This is a genomic window from Amycolatopsis thermalba (assembly GCF_023376025.1).
GTDB classification, from domain to species: Bacteria; Actinomycetota; Actinomycetes; order Mycobacteriales; family Pseudonocardiaceae; genus Amycolatopsis_E; species Amycolatopsis_E thermalba.
The window spans coordinates 6,082,822-6,098,094 of record NZ_CP091196.1; the positions used below are offsets into that span (position 1 = coordinate 6,082,822).

Below are 15,273 nucleotides of genomic sequence, written 5' to 3' on the forward strand. Positions count from 1 at the left end.
CGAGGGGTCACGGCTGCCACACCCCATGATCGCGGGGACGGGCTCACCTCTTTCTATACCAGGACCGCCGCCCCCGCCAACACCCGTACGGGGCAGGTTCGCCCCGTAGTATCGATCGGCACTCGTCGTGGGTGTTGGGAGGTTCGGTGGTCGCCGAGGAGGAGTCGGCTGGGGTGCGTGCGCTGTGGCGTGCCCGGCGCGCGCCGGACGCCGCCGACGTGCTCGCCGCCGCCCGGCGCATTGCCGGGCACCTCAGCGACGGGCTGACCGGGCCGGGCACCCGCGCGGCGGCCAAGGGCGTCCGGTCCCTGCTCGGCGTGCCCGCCGCCGGCCTGGCCGACCTCTCCGGCGCCATCACCTGGGCCGGCCATCCCGCCGACGAGGACGCCGCCCGGGAACTCGTCTCCGCCGTCCTGCACAGTGAGACCCCAGGCGGGAAGGCGCCGCTGCGGGCGGTGCCCCTCGACGTCGACGACGAGCTGGCCGGCGTGCTCGTCGTCGAAGGCGAGGCGCCGCGCGGGGCCGTGCAGGAGGTCGCGAAACTCGTGTCCGCCGCGCTGGAGCGGGGCAAGCTGGAGGCCTCCGCCGAACGGGCCGCCCAGTCGGAACTGCGGGCGCTGCGCGCGGAGATCTCCCCGCACTTCGTCTACAACGCGCTCACCGTCATCGCCTCGCTGGTGCGCTCCGACCCGGACCGCTCCCGCGAGCTGATGCTCGACTTCGCCGACTACATCCGGCACAGTCTCGCCAAGCACGGCGAGTACACCGCGCTCGCGGACGAGTTCCACGCCATCGAGACCTACCTCGCGCTGCAGCGGGCCGTCCTCGGCGACCGGTTGCGCGTACAGATCCGCGTCGCGCCGGACGTGCTCGCCGTGCCGGTGCCCTACCTGGTGCTGCAGCCGCTGGTCGAGAATGCCATCCGGCACGGGATCGAGCCGCTCGGCAGGCCCGGCACGGTGTCGGTGCGCGGCGAGGCGGAAGGGAACGACTGCGTGATCAGCGTGGAGGACGACGGCGTCGGCATGCCCCCCGCGGACGCCGAAGCGGTGCTCTCCGGCGACGGCGAGCGCGTCGGGCTGGCCAACGTCGACCGGCGCCTGCGCACCGTGTACGGCCCGTGGTACGGCCTGGTCGTGGAGACCGCGCCGGGCGCGGGCACGCGGGTCGTGGTGCGGGTGCCGATGTTCCAGCCCGGGGTGATCCTGCCGTGACCGGGCTGCGCGTGCTCGCGGTGGACGACGTCCCGCCCGCGCTCGAGGACATCTGCCAGCTGCTGCGGGAGGCCCCCGAGGTGGCGGAGGTGACCGGCGCCGGTGACGCGCTGACCGCGCTGCGGATGATTCAGAACGAGCGGTTCGACGCGGTGTTCCTGGACATCTCGATGCCCGGCCTGGACGGGCTGGAGCTGGCCGGGCTGCTGGCGAAGCTGAGCGAACCGCCGGTGATCGTGTTCGTCACCGCGCACGACGGCCACGCGGTGACCGCGTACGGCATCGGCGCGGTGGACTACCTGCTGAAACCGGTGCGCGCGGAACGGTTGTCGGCCGCGCTGGGGAAGGTGCTGCGGATGCTGCCCGCGGGCGCGGCTCGGTCCCCCGAGCTGGCCGACGCGCTGGCCGCGCTGCCGGTGGAGTCGCGCGGGCGGACGCGGTACGTGCGGCGCAGCGAGGTGCTGTTCGTCGAGGCACACGGCGACTACGTCAAGCTGCACACCGGCGGCGGGGTGCACGTGGTGCGGATGCCGATCTCGCGGCTCGCCGAGTACTGGGAGGGCAGCGGGTTCGTGCGGGTGCACCGCGGGTTCCTGGTGGCGCTGGACGCGGTGCGCGAGCTGCGGAGTGATTCGGTGGGCGGGCTGCTGGCGCACACGGCGGCCGGGGACGTCCCGGTGAGCCGCCGGCACGCCCGTGAGCTGCGGGAACGCCTGTTGCGGGCAGCGCAGCGCAGCGAGCTGAACCAGCGGGGGCGTTGATGCCCAACCGCCGCGTCGCCGTGATGAGTCCGCAGACCCGGCTCGCCCATGCGCGCCGGCGGCAGCGGGGGCGTTGGCGGCTGCCCCGCCTCGAAGCCGCGGACGCCGAGCGCGCCCTGCGGAACTACCGCCGGCAACGCCGCCGCGCGGTCGCCGCTCTCCTGCTGCTGTTCGCGATCCTCGCCGGGCTGCCCGCCCTGTTCGCGCTCTGGCCCGCGCTCGACCACACGCGCCTCGGCGGGGTGCCGGTCTCCTGGCTGATCCTGGCGGTCGGGCCCTACCCGCTGCTCATCGTGCTCGGACACTGGCACCTCCGCCGCGCGGAACGGGCCGAGAGGCGCTGATGGTCGGCCTCTTCGCGGTCGCCCCGGTCGTCCTCGTCACGCTGCTCATCGGGCTGCGCGGGGTCGCCGCGATGCGCACCACCTCCGACTTCCTCGTCGCCTCCCGGCGGGTCACCCCGCTGCTCAACTCGGCCGCCGTGTCCGGCGAATACCTGTCCGCGGCCTCGTTCCTCGGCGTCGCCGGGCTCGTCGTCAAGGACGGTGTCGGCGCGCTCTGGTATCCGGTCGGCTTCACCGCCGGGTACATCGCCATGCTCGTCCTCGTCGCCGCGCCGATGCGCCGCTCCGGCGCGCTCACCGTGCCCGACTTCGCCGAAGCCCGCCTCGCCTCGCCCGCGCTGCGCCGGCTCGCCGCCGTCGTCGTGCTCGTCATCGGCGCGCTCTACCTCGTGCCCCAGTTCCGCACCTCCGGCCTGGTGCTGAGCGTGGTCAGCGGCACGCCCTACTGGGTCGGCGTCGTCCTCGCCGGGGCCGCCGTCGCCACCACGCTCGCGCTCGGCGGGATGCGTGCGGCGACCTACGTGCAGGCCTTCCAGTTCGTGCTGAAGGTCGTGCTGTTCGCCGTGCCCGCGCTGTGGCTGGCGATCACCGCCGGCGCCGCCGTCCGCGACGAGGCCCTGCACCCCGCCGAGTTCACCCAGCTGCGCCAGGACACCCACGTGGTCTTCCGCGTGGACGTCACCCTGGAGGCCCCCGAGCCCATCCAGGCCAGGGAACCCGACGGCACCCCGGTCACGCTCGCCACCGGCCCGCACACCTTCGCCGCCGGGGAGGAACTCGTCTTCCTCGCCGGGCAACCGGTCCCCCGGGTCCAGGGCGTCGCCGCGCCGGGCGCCCCGGGGTGGGAACGGCCGCTGCTCAACCTCAACAACGAAGGCCACCCGCTGCTGGGCACGCTCGCCGTGCTGGTCGCGATCGTGCTGGGCACCATGGGCCTGCCGCACGTGATCATGCGCTTCCACACCAGTCCGGACGGCCGGGCCGCCCGGCGCACCGCCGCCCTGACCGTGGCCCTGCTGTCCGCGTTCTACGTCTTCCCCGGCGTCTACGGCGTGCTCGGCCGGGTCCTGGTGCCGCACCTGTACCTGTCCGGCGCCACCGACACCGCGGTCGTCGCGCTGCCGCTGCAGGTCGACACCGGCTGGGCGGGCACGCTGTTCACCGGGCTGCTCACCGCGGGCGCGTTCGCCGCGTTCCTCGCCACCTCGCTCGGCCTGCTGCTGGCGGTGTCCGGCGCGATCGCGCACGACCTCGCGCCGGGCGGGCTGGCCCGGCTGCGCGGCACCGTGGTCGCCGCCGCGGCCGCGGTGGTGCTGCTCGCGTTGTTCGCCGTGCACCTGGACGCGGGCGTGCTCGTCACGTGGGGGTTCACCGTGGCGGCGTCGACGTTCTGCCCGCTGCTCGTCCTCGGGATCTGGTGGCCGCGGCTGACGGCGCGCGGCGCGATCGCCGGAGTGCTCACCGGGCTGCTCGCCTCCTCCGGCGCGATCCTCGCGACGATGGCCGGGGCCGAGGTGGACGGCGTGCTCGCGATCCTGCTCGCCCAGCCCGCGCCCTGGTCGGTTCCGCTGGCTTTCGGCACCATGGTGGTGGTGTCCCTGCGTGGACGGCCGCCGGCCTGGGCGATCACCGCCATGTTGCGGCTGCACCTGGACGAGAACCCGCCGCGGCAGGCCGCGCCGCGCCGCCGTTCGACCGGTTTCCGCTACCGCTCGTCGACCGTTCGTCGCGCCCGCTGACGGTTGGTCGTCACGGCGCGGCACCACTCGTGGTGACCTCCTAACGTGTCCGCCACCACACGACAAGGAGGTCTCCAGTGGCGGCCACTGAGCACGATCTCGGCCACGAGGAGTGGACGCGCGTTCACTCCAGCCCCGAATTCGCGCAGTTGCGCCGAAGGCTGCGGGGCTTCGTCTTCCCGATGACCGCGTTGTTCCTGGGCTGGTACCTGCTCTACGTCCTGCTCGCCGACTACGCGCACGGGTTCATGTCGATCAAGCTGGTCGGCAACTTCAACGTCGGGCTGCTGCTGGGATTGCTGCAGTTCGTGTCCACGTTCCTGATCACCGGTCTGTACGTCCGCTTCGCGAACCGGAAGCTGGACCCGATCGCCGACCGCATCCGTGACGAAGTCGAGGGAGGCGCGCGATGACCCTCGCCGCGGGAGTCGCGGGCAGCAGCCCCGCGCTCAACATCAGCATCTTCGGCCTGTTCGTGGTCGTCACCCTGGTGATCGTGCTGCGCGCGAGCCGGAACACGAAGACCGCGTCGGACTACTACGCGGCCGGGCGGGCGTTCACCGGTCCGCAGAACGGCGTCGCGATCGCCGGTGACTACCTGTCGGCCGCGTCGTTCCTCGGCATCGCCGGTGCCATCGCGGTCTACGGCTACGACGGGTTCCTGTACTCGATCGGCTTCCTGGTGGCGTGGCTGGTCGCGCTGCTGCTGGTCGCCGAGCTGTTGCGGAACACCGGCAAGTTCACCATGGGTGACGTGCTGGCGTTCCGGATGCGGCAGCGGCCGGTGCGCGCGGCGGCGGCGACGTCCACGCTCGCGGTGAGCTTCTTCTACCTGCTGGCGCAGATGGCCGGCGCCGGTGTGCTGGTTTCGTTGCTGCTGGGCGTGTCCAGCGGGATCGGGCAGTCGGTGGTCATCGCGGTCGTCGGCGTCGTGATGATCATCTACGTGCTGGTCGGCGGCATGAAGGGCACGACCTGGGTGCAGATCATCAAGGCGGTCCTGCTGATCGCGGGTGCCGCGCTGATGACCGTGTGGGTGCTGGCCAAGTACGGGCTCAACCTGTCGGCGCTGCTGCAGGGCGCGGTCGACCGGTCCAACGAAGCGGTGCTGAACCCGGGTGCGCGCTACGGCGCCACCGAAACGTCCAAAATCGACTTCCTGTCGCTGGGTTTGGCGCTGGTGCTGGGCACCGCCGGGCTGCCGCACGTGCTGATGCGGTTCTACACCGTGCCCACCGCGAAGGAAGCACGCCGCTCGGTGGTGTGGGCGATCGCGCTGATCGGCCTGTTCTACCTGTTCACGCTGGTGCTGGGCTACGGCGCGAACGCGCTCGTCGGCGCGGACGCGATCCGGAAGGCGCCGGGGTCGGAGAACGCGGCGGCCCCGCTGCTGGCGCTGGAGCTGGGCGGCCCGGTGCTGCTCGGGTTCATCGCCGCGGTCGCGTTCGCGACGATCCTCGCCGTGGTGGCCGGCCTGACGATCACCGCGTCGGCGTCGTTCGCGCACGACATCTACGCCAACGTGATCAAGAAGGGCCAGGTGGACACGAAGAACGGTGAGGTGCGGGTCGCCCGGATCACCGCGGTGGTGATCGGCGCGGTCGCGATCGTCGGCGGCATCCTGGCGAAGAACCAGAACGTCGCGTTCCTGGTGGCGCTGGCGTTCGCGGTGGCGGCGTCGGCGAACCTGCCGACGATCCTGTACTCGCTGTTCTGGAAGCGGTTCAACACCTCGGGTGCGCTGTGGAGCATCTACGGCGGCCTGGCGATCACGATCACGCTGATCGTGTTCTCGCCCGCCGTGTCCGGGACGCCGAAGTCGATGCTGCCCAACGCCGACTTCGACTGGTTCCCGCTGCAGAACCCGGGCCTGGTGTCGATCCCGGCGTCGTTCCTGCTCGGCATCATCGGCACGCTGCTGTCGAAGGAGCACGACGAGCACAAGCACGCGGAGATGGAGGTCCGCTCGCTGACCGGCGCCGGCGCCGAGAAGGCGACGGCGCACTAGCGGCCGCGCCTCGCCCGAGCCCCCGGCACCCCTGCCCTGGTGCCGGGGGCTCGTTTGTGCCGGGGGCCGTTCCCGCGGGCGGACTCGCCGCCCGGCGGGTGCGGCGCACGACCCACGAGCCGGGCGCCGGGGTACCCGGCTTCGCGCCACCCCGGCGCACTCCCGCCGAGGCGCAACGCCCACCGAAACCAGGCCTGACGCGCCCCTCGCGCCGCCGCGGTGCGGGCCCAGCAGCCCGGCGCAACCCCGCCGACTCCGGATCAGAAACTCACGCCGACGCGCCGTCCACCAGTGCGATTCCCAGCGGGGTCAGTGAATGACGCACCGTGTTGCGGTTGCGGTGGCTGGCTATCAGGCCCGCCGCGCGCAGCACCGACATGTGCTTGCTCGCCGCGGATGGGGTCACGCCCAGGCGCGCCGCCAGGTCCGACGTACTGCAGCCCGCGGCCGCCAGGGTCATCGCCGCCGCGCGGGTTGGGCCCAGCAGCGCGGCGAGGGCCCGCGGGGTGGCGTGCGGGGCGCGGCGGACGCGCGGGTCCTCCGCCAGGGCGGGGTATCCAAGGCGCACCGGGCCGGCCGAACCGGGCACGAGCCACGGCTGCACCGCGAAGTACGTGGGCACCAGCAGCACCCCGGCCGTCCGCCGTGGTGCGCCCGGGCTCGCCACACCGGTCACCAGGTACGGCGGCTCCCACCGCAGCACCGGGCGCAGCGTGGCCAGCAGCCCGTCCACCCCGCCGTCGGCCAGCGCCTGGATGCGCGCCTGCCGGTCCACCTCGACCCGGGCGCGCACGCTGTCCCAGTGCGGCGCCAGCGCGGCCATGAAGTACTCCCGCAACGCCTGCACCAGCCGCGACAACGCGGCGTCCGCGCCGGACCGCAGCGCCGCGGCCCACGGCGGCAGGCCGCGCGGCTCCGGCAGCCCCGCCAGCGCGGTCCGCACCCGGTCCGGCGGCGTCTCCAGCACCGCGGCGAGCCCGGACGCCAGGTCACCGCCTGCGGGCAGCAGGAACTCCGGCACCTCCCCCGAGCCGTAGAGCCACCGCAGCACCGGGAACGACTCCGGCAGCCGCCCGCGGACCCGGCGGCGCCACCAGCCGAACGCCACCTCGTCGTCGTCCCGCAGCAGCCGCACGCTGCTCGCCAGCTCCCAGCACGGATCGGCCACGTTGCACAGCCCGACGCGGGTCAGATCGCGCGACTTCAGCTCCAGGCGCACCGGCGATCCTTTCCGCGACGAACGTCAGCACTGGGGAGATCGTTCGCGATGCCGGTCCGTTACACCGCTGAACAGCGTTGTTGAGCGGCCAGGAAATGTGGTCGACGCCGGAGCGCCCGCGTGGGGAAGATCCAGTCTCCGGGGTGCGGCCGGAGGATTCCGCGCCCCGTCACGGAATGGGGAATTCATGAGAAGACTCAAGCGGCCGTTCGCGGCCGCGGCGCTGCTGGCCGGCCTGCTTTCGCTGTTCGTCGCGCCCAGCGCGGGCGCCGCCCAGCAGAACGGCGAGCCGGTCACGTCGCTGGACGGGCTGGTGCTGCGTCCGGCGCACCCGAACCAGGTCAAGGGCGGCATCACCACGATGGCCGACGAGCAGGCCTACCTGCTCGGCCCGGCCTCGGACCCGACGCGCTGCCTCGACGCCGACCTCAACACCATCAACCGCAACGGCACCAAGGTGCAGCTGTGGGCCTGCGACGAGTACGCGGCCCAGCAGGGCTGGTACATCCGGCAGATCCCCGAGGGCTACTACCGGCTCCAGAACGCCTACAGCGGCCGGTACCTCGACGCCGACCTGAACACGATCAACCGCAACGGCACCGTCGTCCAGCTGTGGGACTACGTCCCGGGCGCGAAGAACCAGTGGTTCGCGGTCAGCGAGATCCCCGAGGGCTACCTGCGGCTGCAGAACGTGCACAGCGGCCGGTACCTCGACGCGGACCTGAACACCAGCAACCGCAACGGCACCGTCGTGCAGCTGTGGCAGTACGTGGCGGGCGCGAAGAACCAGTGGTGGTTCTGACGGCCTGACGAGTGCCGGGCGCCGCACCGGCGCCCGGCACTCACCGGGTCAGAGCACCTTGTCCAGCGTGATCGGCAGGTCGCGCACCCGCCGCCCGGTCGCGTGGCGGACCGCGTTCGCGACCGCCGCGGCGACCCCGGTGATGCCGACCTCACCCGCGCCGACGACGCCCAGCGGCATCGTCGGATCCGGGTCGTCCAGCATGGCCACGTCGATGCGCGGGATGTCGGCGTGCACGGGAACGTGGTACTCGGCGAGGCTGGGGTTCATGATCCGCCCGGTGCGCGGGTCGACCAGCGTCTCCTCGGACAACGCCATCCCGATGCCCATCACGATCCCGCCGCGCAGCTGGCTCGCCGCGGTCTTCGCGTTGACCACCGTGCCGATGTCGAACACCCCGAGCCAGCGCGAGATCCGCACCTCACCGGTGTCCGGGTCCACCCGCACCTCGCAGAACTGCGCCCCGGACGCGGCCCGCACCAGCCGCCGGTCACGCAGGAACCGGCCCATGAACCGGGCCTGCCCGGCGATCCGGCCGAGCCGGGTGTCCGAGCCGACGGACACCTCCACGTGCGGCACCCCCGCCCGGCGCACGGCCGCCACCAGGTCGTCCCCGGACCTCGTCCGCAGCCGCCGCTTCAGCTTCTCCGCCGCTTCGACCACACTGGCCGCCACGCTCGCGGTCTGCGTCGAACCGCCCGCGGTGGACGCCATCGGCAACGCCGAGTCGCCGTACTCCACGCGCACCGCGTCCACCGGCACCCCGAGCGCGTTCGCGGTGATCTGCGCCTGGGCGGTCGCCGCGCCCATGCCCATCTCCTGGAAGCCGCAGCGCAGCAGCACCGTGCCGTCGGCCGAGAGCCGCACCGTGACGTTGGCGGGGAAGAGCCACGCCGGGTGGTAGGCGGTGGCCACGCCCATGCCGACGAGCCACCGGCCGTCGCGCATCGAGCCCGGCTCCGGGGTCCGGTCCCGCCAGCCGAACCGCCGCGCGCCCAGCTCGTAGGCCTCGCGCAGCCTGCGGTGCGTGAACTCCTTGCCGTCCAGCGGGTTGCGCTCCGGCTCGTTGCGCAGGCGCAGCTCGATCGGGTCCACGTCCAGCTCGACGGCCAGTTCGTCGATCGCCGACTCGACGGCGAACGTGCCGATCGACTCGCCGGGCGCCCGCATCGCCGTGTTCGGCACCAGGTCCAGCTCGACCGTGCTCGCCTGGACCAGGATGTGCTCCGCGGCGTAGAGGTGCCGCGACTGCGAGGTGACCTGCTCGGGCATGCCGCCGACGCGTCCGGTCCGGCTCACGCTCGTGTGGATCAGCGCGGTCAGCCTGCCGTCTTGGTCCGCGCCGAGCGCGACGCGCTGGATCGACGGCGTCCGGCCGCCGACCGTGCGGTACACGCCTTCCCGGGTCAGCGCGAGCCGCACCGGCCGTCCGGTCGCGCGGGCGGCCAGCGCGGCGAGGATCGTGCCCGGCCAGACCATGCCCTTGCCGCCGAAACCGCCGCCGACGAACGGCGCGATCACCCGGACGTTGCCGACGGGAACGCCGAAGCGGATCGCGAGGTGCGTGCGGCACCAGTCGATGGACTGGGTCGCGTCGTGCACGGTCAGCCGGTCGCCGTCCCACTCCGCGATGGTCGCGTGCGGTTCGATCGCGTTGTGGTGGTGCGGCGGCGTGGTGTACCGGTGGTCCACGGTCACCGGCGACGCGGCGAACGCCTTCTCCGCGTCGCCCTTCTTCGCCTCGCCCGGGGAGACCGGGTTGTTCGGCTGCTTCTTCGCGTGCGGCGCCGCCGCGGCGAAGTCCACTGTGGATGGTGAAGGAGCGTACTCGGCCCGCACCAGCGACGCCGCTTCCTTCGCCGCGGCCGAGGTTTCCGCGACCACGACGGCGATCGGCTGCCCGTCGAAGTGCACCTCGTCGGTCTGCAGGTAGTTCACCGAGGTGCCGGAGGCGAGCGTGCTGAGGTTGAGCGGGTTCACCTTCGGCGCCGGCTTCAGCGGGGGCGCGTCGTGGTGGGTCAGCACCGCGATCACGCCGGGTACGGCGCCGGCCGCCGTGGTGTCGAGGCGGGTGACGCGGCCGCGGCTGATCGTGGCGTGCACGAGCGCGGCGTGGGTGAGGCCGGGGCGGAGGTGCTCGGCCGCGAACCGGGCCGCTCCGGTGGTCTTGGCCGGGCCGTCGCGGCGGTCCAGCGGGGCGCCGATCACGCTCATGCCGCACCTCCGCCGGTCGCCAGCTGACGCAGGGTCGCCACGATCGTGCGGGTGGCCAGGCCGACCTTGAACGCGTTGGCCTCGCGGGTCACCGCGGGCGCGAGTTCCGCTTCGGCGGCTCGCCGGAAGGTCTCGTCGGTCGCCGGCTCGCCGATCAGCAGGCGTTCGGTCTCGGCCGCGCGCCACGGTTTCGTGGCGACACCGCCCAGCGCCACCCGCGCCTCGGCGATCTCCCCGCCCTCGACGCGCAACGCGGCGGCGACCGAGACGAGGGCGAAGGCGTAGGAGGCGCGGTCGCGGACCTTGCGGTACCGGGAGTTCGCGGCCACCGGCACCGGCGGCAGCTCGACGGCGGTGATCAGCTCGTCGGGCGCCACAGTGGTGTCCAGGTGCGGGGTGTCGCCGGGTGTGCGGTGGAAGTCACCGATCGGGATCCGCCGGGTCCCGCGAGTGCTCTCGACCTCGACGACGGCGTCCAGCATCACCAGCGCGACGGCCAGGTCGGACGGGTGGGTGGCGATGCAGGAGTCGCTCACGCCCAGGACGGCGCCGGCGCGGGCGAACCCGTCGAGCGCGCCGCATCCGCTGCCCGGGGTGCGCTTGTTGCACGGCGCGGCGTCGTCGTAGAAGTACAGGCAGCGGGTGCGCTGCATCAGGTTGCCGCCGGCGGTCGCCATGTTCCGCAGCTGGGCCGACGCGCCGTGCAGGATCGCGTGGGCCAGCACCGGGTACCGGGCCCGGATCACCGGGTGCGCGGCGAGGCGGCTGTTCCGCACGAGCGCGCCGATGCGGACACCGCCGCCGGGCAGTTCCTCGACGCCGGTCAGTGGCAACCGGCTGACGTCGACCACGGTGCCCGGCCGCTCGATGCCCTCCCGCATCAGATCGACGAGGTTCGTGCCGCCGCCCAGGAACTTCGCGTCGCCCCCGGCGACGGCCGCGAGCGCGGACGGCACGTCCGGGGCGCTGACGTAGGTGAACGATCTCATTCCGCGACCTCCCGGATCGCCTCGACGATGCCGTTGTAGGCGCCGCAGCGGCACAGGTTGCCGCTCATGCGCTCGCGGATCTCCTCGTCGCTCAGCTCGGGGGAGGTGGTCAGGTGCTCGGTGACCGCGCTCGGCGCGCCCTCCTTGTGCTCGGCGAGCATGCCCACCGCGGAGCACAACTGGCCCGGCGTGCAGTAGCCGCACTGCAGGCCGTCCGCGCGGACGAACGCCGCCTGCAGCGGGTGGCCGAGGCCCTCGACCGTGGTGATCTCCCGACCGTCGTACTGCACCACCAGGGCGAGGCAGGAGTTGATGCGGTCACCGTCGGCCAGCACCGTGCACGCCCCGCACGCGCCCTGGTCGCAGCCCTTCTTCGTGCCCGTCAGGCCCAGCTCCTCGCGCAGCGCGTCGAGCAGGCTCACCTGGGGCTGGACGTCCAGCCGTTGCGCGGACCCGTTGACCCGCAGTGACACCTCGACCATGTCGGCTCCTCCCGGTTTGTTCCGAAGCTAGCAGGACGCCGTCCTCTTAACAAGAGGACGGCGTTCTCTAATCGGGGGTCGTAGACTGATCCGGCGATGTCGAAAGAGTTCCTCCGCGCGCGGCGCCCGGAGCACAAGCAGCAGCGACGCGAGGCGATCCTCGCGGCGGCGCGGGAGCTCGCGCTCACGTCGGGTGTGCGGAACGTGAGCCTGGGCGGTGTGGCGGCCGCGGTCGGGCTCGCGAAGTCGAACCTGGCGCGGTACTTCACCACCCGTGAGGAGATCTACCTGGAGCTCGCGCGCCAGGAGTTCGACGCCTGGGAGACGGCTGTCCTGGCACGCATCGGCGAGGCGTCCTCACCCGATGCGGTGTTCGACGCCCTGGTCGACACACTCGAAGAGCGCCCCCTGTTCTGCGACCTGCTCTCCCACAGCTCGACGACGCTGGAGCACAACGTCACAGTCGAGGCGGCGCGCGCCTTCAAGCTCCGGACGGCGGAGGCGCTGGCGAAGGTGGCGTCGGCCGTCGCACGGGCCCGCCCGGACCTGACCGAGGAGGAGGCACGCGAACTGGTCGCCGCGGCGGCCGGGTTCGCCGCGCTGCTGTACCCGGCCGCGAACCCACCACCGGTGATGGCGAAGCTCTACGCGGAGGACCCGGTGATCGCCGCGCTGTGCATCAAGTTCGCCCCCACGGCAAAACGCATGCTGCGCGCACTGGCCGCAGGCCTACCAACACTGCGCCCACCCCACGACTAAAAAAAGATCGCCCCCACCAACCACAAAACCGCCACCCGGCAACGCAAGCCAACACCCCCACGAGCCACCCCTCTCCCGCAACCCGATCCCCAGCCACATCGGTTGCCGAGCAGCGGGGTCAAGGTACTCTTTCCAGCCTTGACGCCGCTTCTCGGCAACCGAACACTGAAAGATCGGGTTCGGGAGGGGCAATCCGGGCGTAGCGAAGCGAAGCCGGCGCAGTAAATACACGCGTAGCGCAAGAAACCCGCGTAGCGCCCCCTACAAACCCGGAGCAGCAGCCCCAAACCCCCCGTACTTGCCAGCCTTCGCACGCTTCCGCACCTCATCGAAGTGCCGATGCACAGCCTCCTCGGCAGCATCCGCATCCCCAGCCACCAGGGCATCCACGATCGCCTGATGCCGCTTCGCCGTCGAAACCGCCGACCCCGCCGGCCCACCCAGCTCGGACTCCGCCGCCCGGTACACGTCCCAGAACAACCGCGTCAGCTCACGAGCGAGATCGAACCCCGCCTCCGCGCAGATCAGGTCGTGGAACTCGCGGTCGGCGGCCGCGCTGTCCGGTCCCTTGCTCCGCATCCGCGTCACGCACTCGCGCAGCGCGGAGATCAGCTCCGGCCGGTGCCGCCGGGCCACCCGGCGGGTCAGCTCGGTCTCCAGCATCTCCCGCACCTCGAGCAGGTCCCGCAGCCGGCCCGTGGTGCCGGCGCCCGGGGTGCGGGTGCGGAACAGCAGCCACGTGCGCAGCGCCTCGGACCCGGCGGACCCGACGAACGTGCCGTACCCGTGCCGCACCTCGACGATCCCCAGCGCCCGCAGCGCGCGGATGGCCTCCCGGATGGAATTGCGGCTCACCCCGATGTCGGCCATCAGGTCCAGTTCGGTGGGCATGGGCGAGCCGGGCGGGAGGTCCCGCTCGATGATCAGGTCGATGATCCGTTTGCTGATCTCGTCGCCGAGCTGAGGGCGTGCCACGTCCAACTCCCCGCCTCTGACCGCCGAATTTCCGGACATCCTACGTCAGACCCCTTGACCACGGGTCGCGCCGCTGTTTACTCTCACCCGGTCGATGGACGTCCTACGTCCTACTTCCTGCTCCGGCCTGATCAACGACGCACAAGTCAGGAGACGTCATGTCGCACAGCTTGTCCGGTCTCAGCCGCCGCGATTTCCTGCGGTACACCGGACTGGCCGGCACGGCCGCGGCCTTCTCGGTCACCCTGGGGGCCTGTGGCGGACCGGCATCCACCAACAGCACCGGCAGCTCCACCGGCACGCTCACCGCGGTCATCGGCTACGGCAACAACCAGACCTGGGACCCGCTGCAGACCGCGTCGGCGTTTTCGATGGCCGCCAACCTGCACTGCTACGAATCGCTGGTCGAGGGCGACCCGATCACCCGCGACCCGTTCCCCGGCCTGGCCAAGGCGCTGCCGTCCGACCTCACCGGCACCAGCCTGGAGTTCGAGCTGCGCGACGGCGCCAAGTGGCACGACGGCACCCCGGTGACCGCCGACGACGTCGTCTTCACCTACGCCCGCGTGCTGGACCCCAACGAGAAGGTGCTGGTCCACAGCTTCTTCGCGGACTGGCTGGCCGAGGTGCGCAAGACCGGCGAGAACTCCGTGGAGTTCGTGCTCAAGCACCCGTTCCCGTACGCCCTCAAGCGCATCCAGACCGCCAAGATCTGCCCCAAGCACGTCTTCGAGGGCAAGTGGAAGGACGCCGCGGGCGGCAAGGTCGTCGGCTCCGGCCCGTACAAGGTCGTCGAGCAGGCCCCGCTGTCCTACACCCGCTTCGAGAAGTTCGCCGAGTACAACGGCCCGCGCCCGGCGGCCTACCAGTCCATGCTGTGGAAGTCGATCGTGGACGCCGCGCCGCGCGTCGCGGCCATCTCCGGGGCCAATCCGGAAGCGCAGATCGTGGACAACATCCCGCCCGCCAACGCCGACCAGCTGCGCAGGTCCGGCCGCACGGTCGAGTTCGCCGACGGCGGCAACAACCTGTTCCTGATGTTCAACACCGCCCACGCTCCGTTCGACGACAAACTCGTGCGGCAGGCCCTGCACTACGCCATCGACAAGCAGAAGATGATCCAGATCGGCCTGCAGGGCGCGGGAACCGCGGCGACCTCGTTCATCAACCCGAAGCTGCCCGCCTCCCAGCCCGCGGCCAACGACTTCACCTACAACCCGGACAAGGCCAGGCAACTGCTGCGGCAGGCCGGGGTCACGAACCTGGCGATCACCCTGTCCACCACGAACACCTCGCTGGTCACCGACTGCGTCAAGGTCATCAAGGAGGGCTGGGACGCGATCGGCGTGACCACCACGCTGGACTCGCAGGACACCAAGGCGCTGTTCTCCAAACTGGACAGCGGCAAGGACTTCGAGGTCGTCGCCACCACGAACAACCCGCTGCAGTTCGGCAACGACCCGGACCTGCTGACGCGCTACTACTACGACAAGACGTCGGTGCTGATGACCACCTACGCCCGCTGGACCGGCCCGGAGTCGCAGGCCCTGCTGGACTTGCAGAACCAGGCCGCCGGGGAGAACGACGAGACCCGCCGCAACCAGCTCACCAAGCAGCTGCTCGACATGATCTCCGACCAGGCGGTCATCTACCCCGTGGTGTTCACCCAGCTCGGCACCGCGTGGAACGCGCAGAAGATCACCGGGGTGCGGGCGCAGGGCTACCCGGGCATCTACCTCAACCAGGCCAAGCCGGCCTGAGCGGGGA

The 15,273-nt window shown here is 72.0% G+C and carries 14 protein-coding genes; 9 read left to right on the forward strand and 5 right to left on the reverse strand.

Features of this window, described 5'->3' with window-relative positions:
• The first annotated feature begins 146 nt into the window (after window positions 1–146).
• The 6 genes from L1857_RS29495 (at window position 147) to L1857_RS29520 (ending at window position 6,066) form a co-directional block, all read left to right on the forward strand.
• Window positions 147–1,214, forward strand: a complete 1,068-nt coding sequence (locus L1857_RS29495) for a sensor histidine kinase (RefSeq protein WP_094004139.1) — start codon at window positions 147–149, stop codon at window positions 1,212–1,214.
• Window positions 1,211–1,975, forward strand: a complete 765-nt coding sequence (locus L1857_RS29500) for a LytR/AlgR family response regulator transcription factor (protein ID WP_094004138.1) — start codon at window positions 1,211–1,213, stop codon at window positions 1,973–1,975. Before L1857_RS29495 ends, L1857_RS29500 begins: the two co-directional genes overlap by 4 nt.
• The gene (locus L1857_RS29505; RefSeq protein WP_094004137.1) at window positions 1,975–2,319 is read left to right on the forward strand and encodes a hypothetical protein; all 345 of its coding nucleotides are present in this window, start codon (window positions 1,975–1,977) and stop codon (window positions 2,317–2,319) included. Before L1857_RS29500 ends, L1857_RS29505 begins: the two co-directional genes overlap by 1 nt.
• A complete protein-coding gene (locus L1857_RS29510; protein ID WP_094004136.1) occupies window positions 2,319–4,058 on the forward strand; it encodes a sodium/solute symporter in 1,740 nt (579 codons plus the stop codon). Before L1857_RS29505 ends, L1857_RS29510 begins: the two co-directional genes overlap by 1 nt.
• A 77-nt stretch (window positions 4,059–4,135) precedes the next feature.
• Window positions 4,136–4,471 (forward strand): DUF485 domain-containing protein, encoded by a 336-nt coding sequence (locus tag L1857_RS29515; RefSeq protein WP_094004135.1) that lies wholly within the window; start codon window positions 4,136–4,138, stop codon window positions 4,469–4,471.
• Complete coding sequence (locus tag L1857_RS29520; RefSeq protein ID WP_116111733.1) at window positions 4,468–6,066, forward strand: solute symporter family protein; 1,599 nt, start codon at window positions 4,468–4,470, stop codon at window positions 6,064–6,066. Before L1857_RS29515 ends, L1857_RS29520 begins: the two co-directional genes overlap by 4 nt.
• A 268-nt stretch (window positions 6,067–6,334) precedes the next feature.
• On the opposite strand, the gene L1857_RS29525 is transcribed toward L1857_RS29520, so the two are convergent.
• Window positions 6,335–7,285: an ArsR/SmtB family transcription factor gene (locus L1857_RS29525; RefSeq protein WP_116111732.1), complete on the reverse strand. Its 951-nt coding sequence runs from the start codon at window positions 7,283–7,285 to the stop codon at window positions 6,335–6,337.
• A 187-nt stretch (window positions 7,286–7,472) separates the two neighbouring features.
• Here L1857_RS29525 and L1857_RS29530 point away from each other — a divergent pair, with 187 nt between their 5' ends.
• Window positions 7,473–8,087 carry an RICIN domain-containing protein gene (locus tag L1857_RS29530; protein WP_094004132.1) on the forward strand — a complete coding sequence of 205 codons (615 nt, stop codon included), beginning with the start codon at window positions 7,473–7,475 and terminating at the stop codon, window positions 8,085–8,087.
• A gap of 48 nt (window positions 8,088–8,135) precedes the next feature.
• Here L1857_RS29530 and L1857_RS29535 read toward each other — a convergent pair whose 3' ends face one another.
• Genes L1857_RS29535 through L1857_RS29545 form a run of 3 tightly spaced genes read right to left on the reverse strand, consistent with a single transcriptional unit; the run spans window position 8,136 to window position 11,772 of the window.
• Window positions 8,136–10,301 carry a xanthine dehydrogenase family protein molybdopterin-binding subunit gene (locus tag L1857_RS29535; protein ID WP_116111731.1) on the reverse strand — a complete coding sequence of 722 codons (2,166 nt, stop codon included), beginning with the start codon at window positions 10,299–10,301 and terminating at the stop codon, window positions 8,136–8,138.
• Entirely contained in the window at window positions 10,298–11,290 is a 993-nt protein-coding gene (locus tag L1857_RS29540) for an FAD binding domain-containing protein (protein ID WP_116111730.1), read from the reverse strand. The genes L1857_RS29535 and L1857_RS29540 overlap by 4 nt, the downstream gene beginning before the upstream one ends.
• A complete protein-coding gene (locus tag L1857_RS29545; RefSeq protein ID WP_116111729.1) occupies window positions 11,287–11,772 on the reverse strand; it encodes a 2Fe-2S iron-sulfur cluster-binding protein in 486 nt (161 codons plus the stop codon). The genes L1857_RS29540 and L1857_RS29545 overlap by 4 nt, the downstream gene beginning before the upstream one ends.
• A 96-nt stretch (window positions 11,773–11,868) precedes the next feature.
• Between L1857_RS29545 and L1857_RS29550 the strand changes: the two genes are divergently transcribed.
• Window positions 11,869–12,531, forward strand: coding sequence for a TetR/AcrR family transcriptional regulator (locus tag L1857_RS29550; RefSeq protein WP_116111728.1), 663 nt, complete (start codon window positions 11,869–11,871; stop codon window positions 12,529–12,531).
• 261 nt (window positions 12,532–12,792) lie between these two features.
• Here the strand turns inward: L1857_RS29550 and L1857_RS29555 are convergent, their stop codons facing one another.
• Window positions 12,793–13,506 carry a FadR/GntR family transcriptional regulator gene (locus L1857_RS29555; RefSeq protein ID WP_116111746.1) on the reverse strand — a complete coding sequence of 238 codons (714 nt, stop codon included), beginning with the start codon at window positions 13,504–13,506 and terminating at the stop codon, window positions 12,793–12,795.
• A gap of 158 nt (window positions 13,507–13,664) precedes the next feature.
• On the opposite strand from L1857_RS29555, the gene L1857_RS29560 reads away from it, so the two are divergent.
• The gene (locus L1857_RS29560; RefSeq protein WP_116111727.1) at window positions 13,665–15,266 is read left to right on the forward strand and encodes an ABC transporter substrate-binding protein; all 1,602 of its coding nucleotides are present in this window, start codon (window positions 13,665–13,667) and stop codon (window positions 15,264–15,266) included.
• Window positions 15,267–15,273: the final 7 nt, after the last annotated feature.

Coding starts and splice junctions, on each gene's coding strand:
- L1857_RS29505 (WP_094004137.1), top strand. CDS start 1,975: ATGCCCAACCGCCGCGTCGCCGTGATGAGTCCGCAGACCCGGCTCGCC.
- L1857_RS29510 (WP_094004136.1), top strand. CDS start 2,319: ATGGTCGGCCTCTTCGCGGTCGCCCCGGTCGTCCTCGTCACGCTGCTC.
- L1857_RS29520 (WP_116111733.1), top strand. CDS start 4,468: ATGACCCTCGCCGCGGGAGTCGCGGGCAGCAGCCCCGCGCTCAACATC.
- L1857_RS29530 (WP_094004132.1), top strand. CDS start 7,473: ATGAGAAGACTCAAGCGGCCGTTCGCGGCCGCGGCGCTGCTGGCCGGC.
- L1857_RS29535 (WP_116111731.1), bottom strand. CDS start 10,301: ATGAGCGTGATCGGCGCCCCGCTGGACCGCCGCGACGGCCCGGCCAAG.
- L1857_RS29540 (WP_116111730.1), bottom strand. CDS start 11,290: ATGAGATCGTTCACCTACGTCAGCGCCCCGGACGTGCCGTCCGCGCTC.
- L1857_RS29545 (WP_116111729.1), bottom strand. CDS start 11,772: ATGGTCGAGGTGTCACTGCGGGTCAACGGGTCCGCGCAACGGCTGGAC.
- L1857_RS29550 (WP_116111728.1), top strand. CDS start 11,869: ATGTCGAAAGAGTTCCTCCGCGCGCGGCGCCCGGAGCACAAGCAGCAG.
- L1857_RS29560 (WP_116111727.1), top strand. CDS start 13,665: ATGTCGCACAGCTTGTCCGGTCTCAGCCGCCGCGATTTCCTGCGGTAC.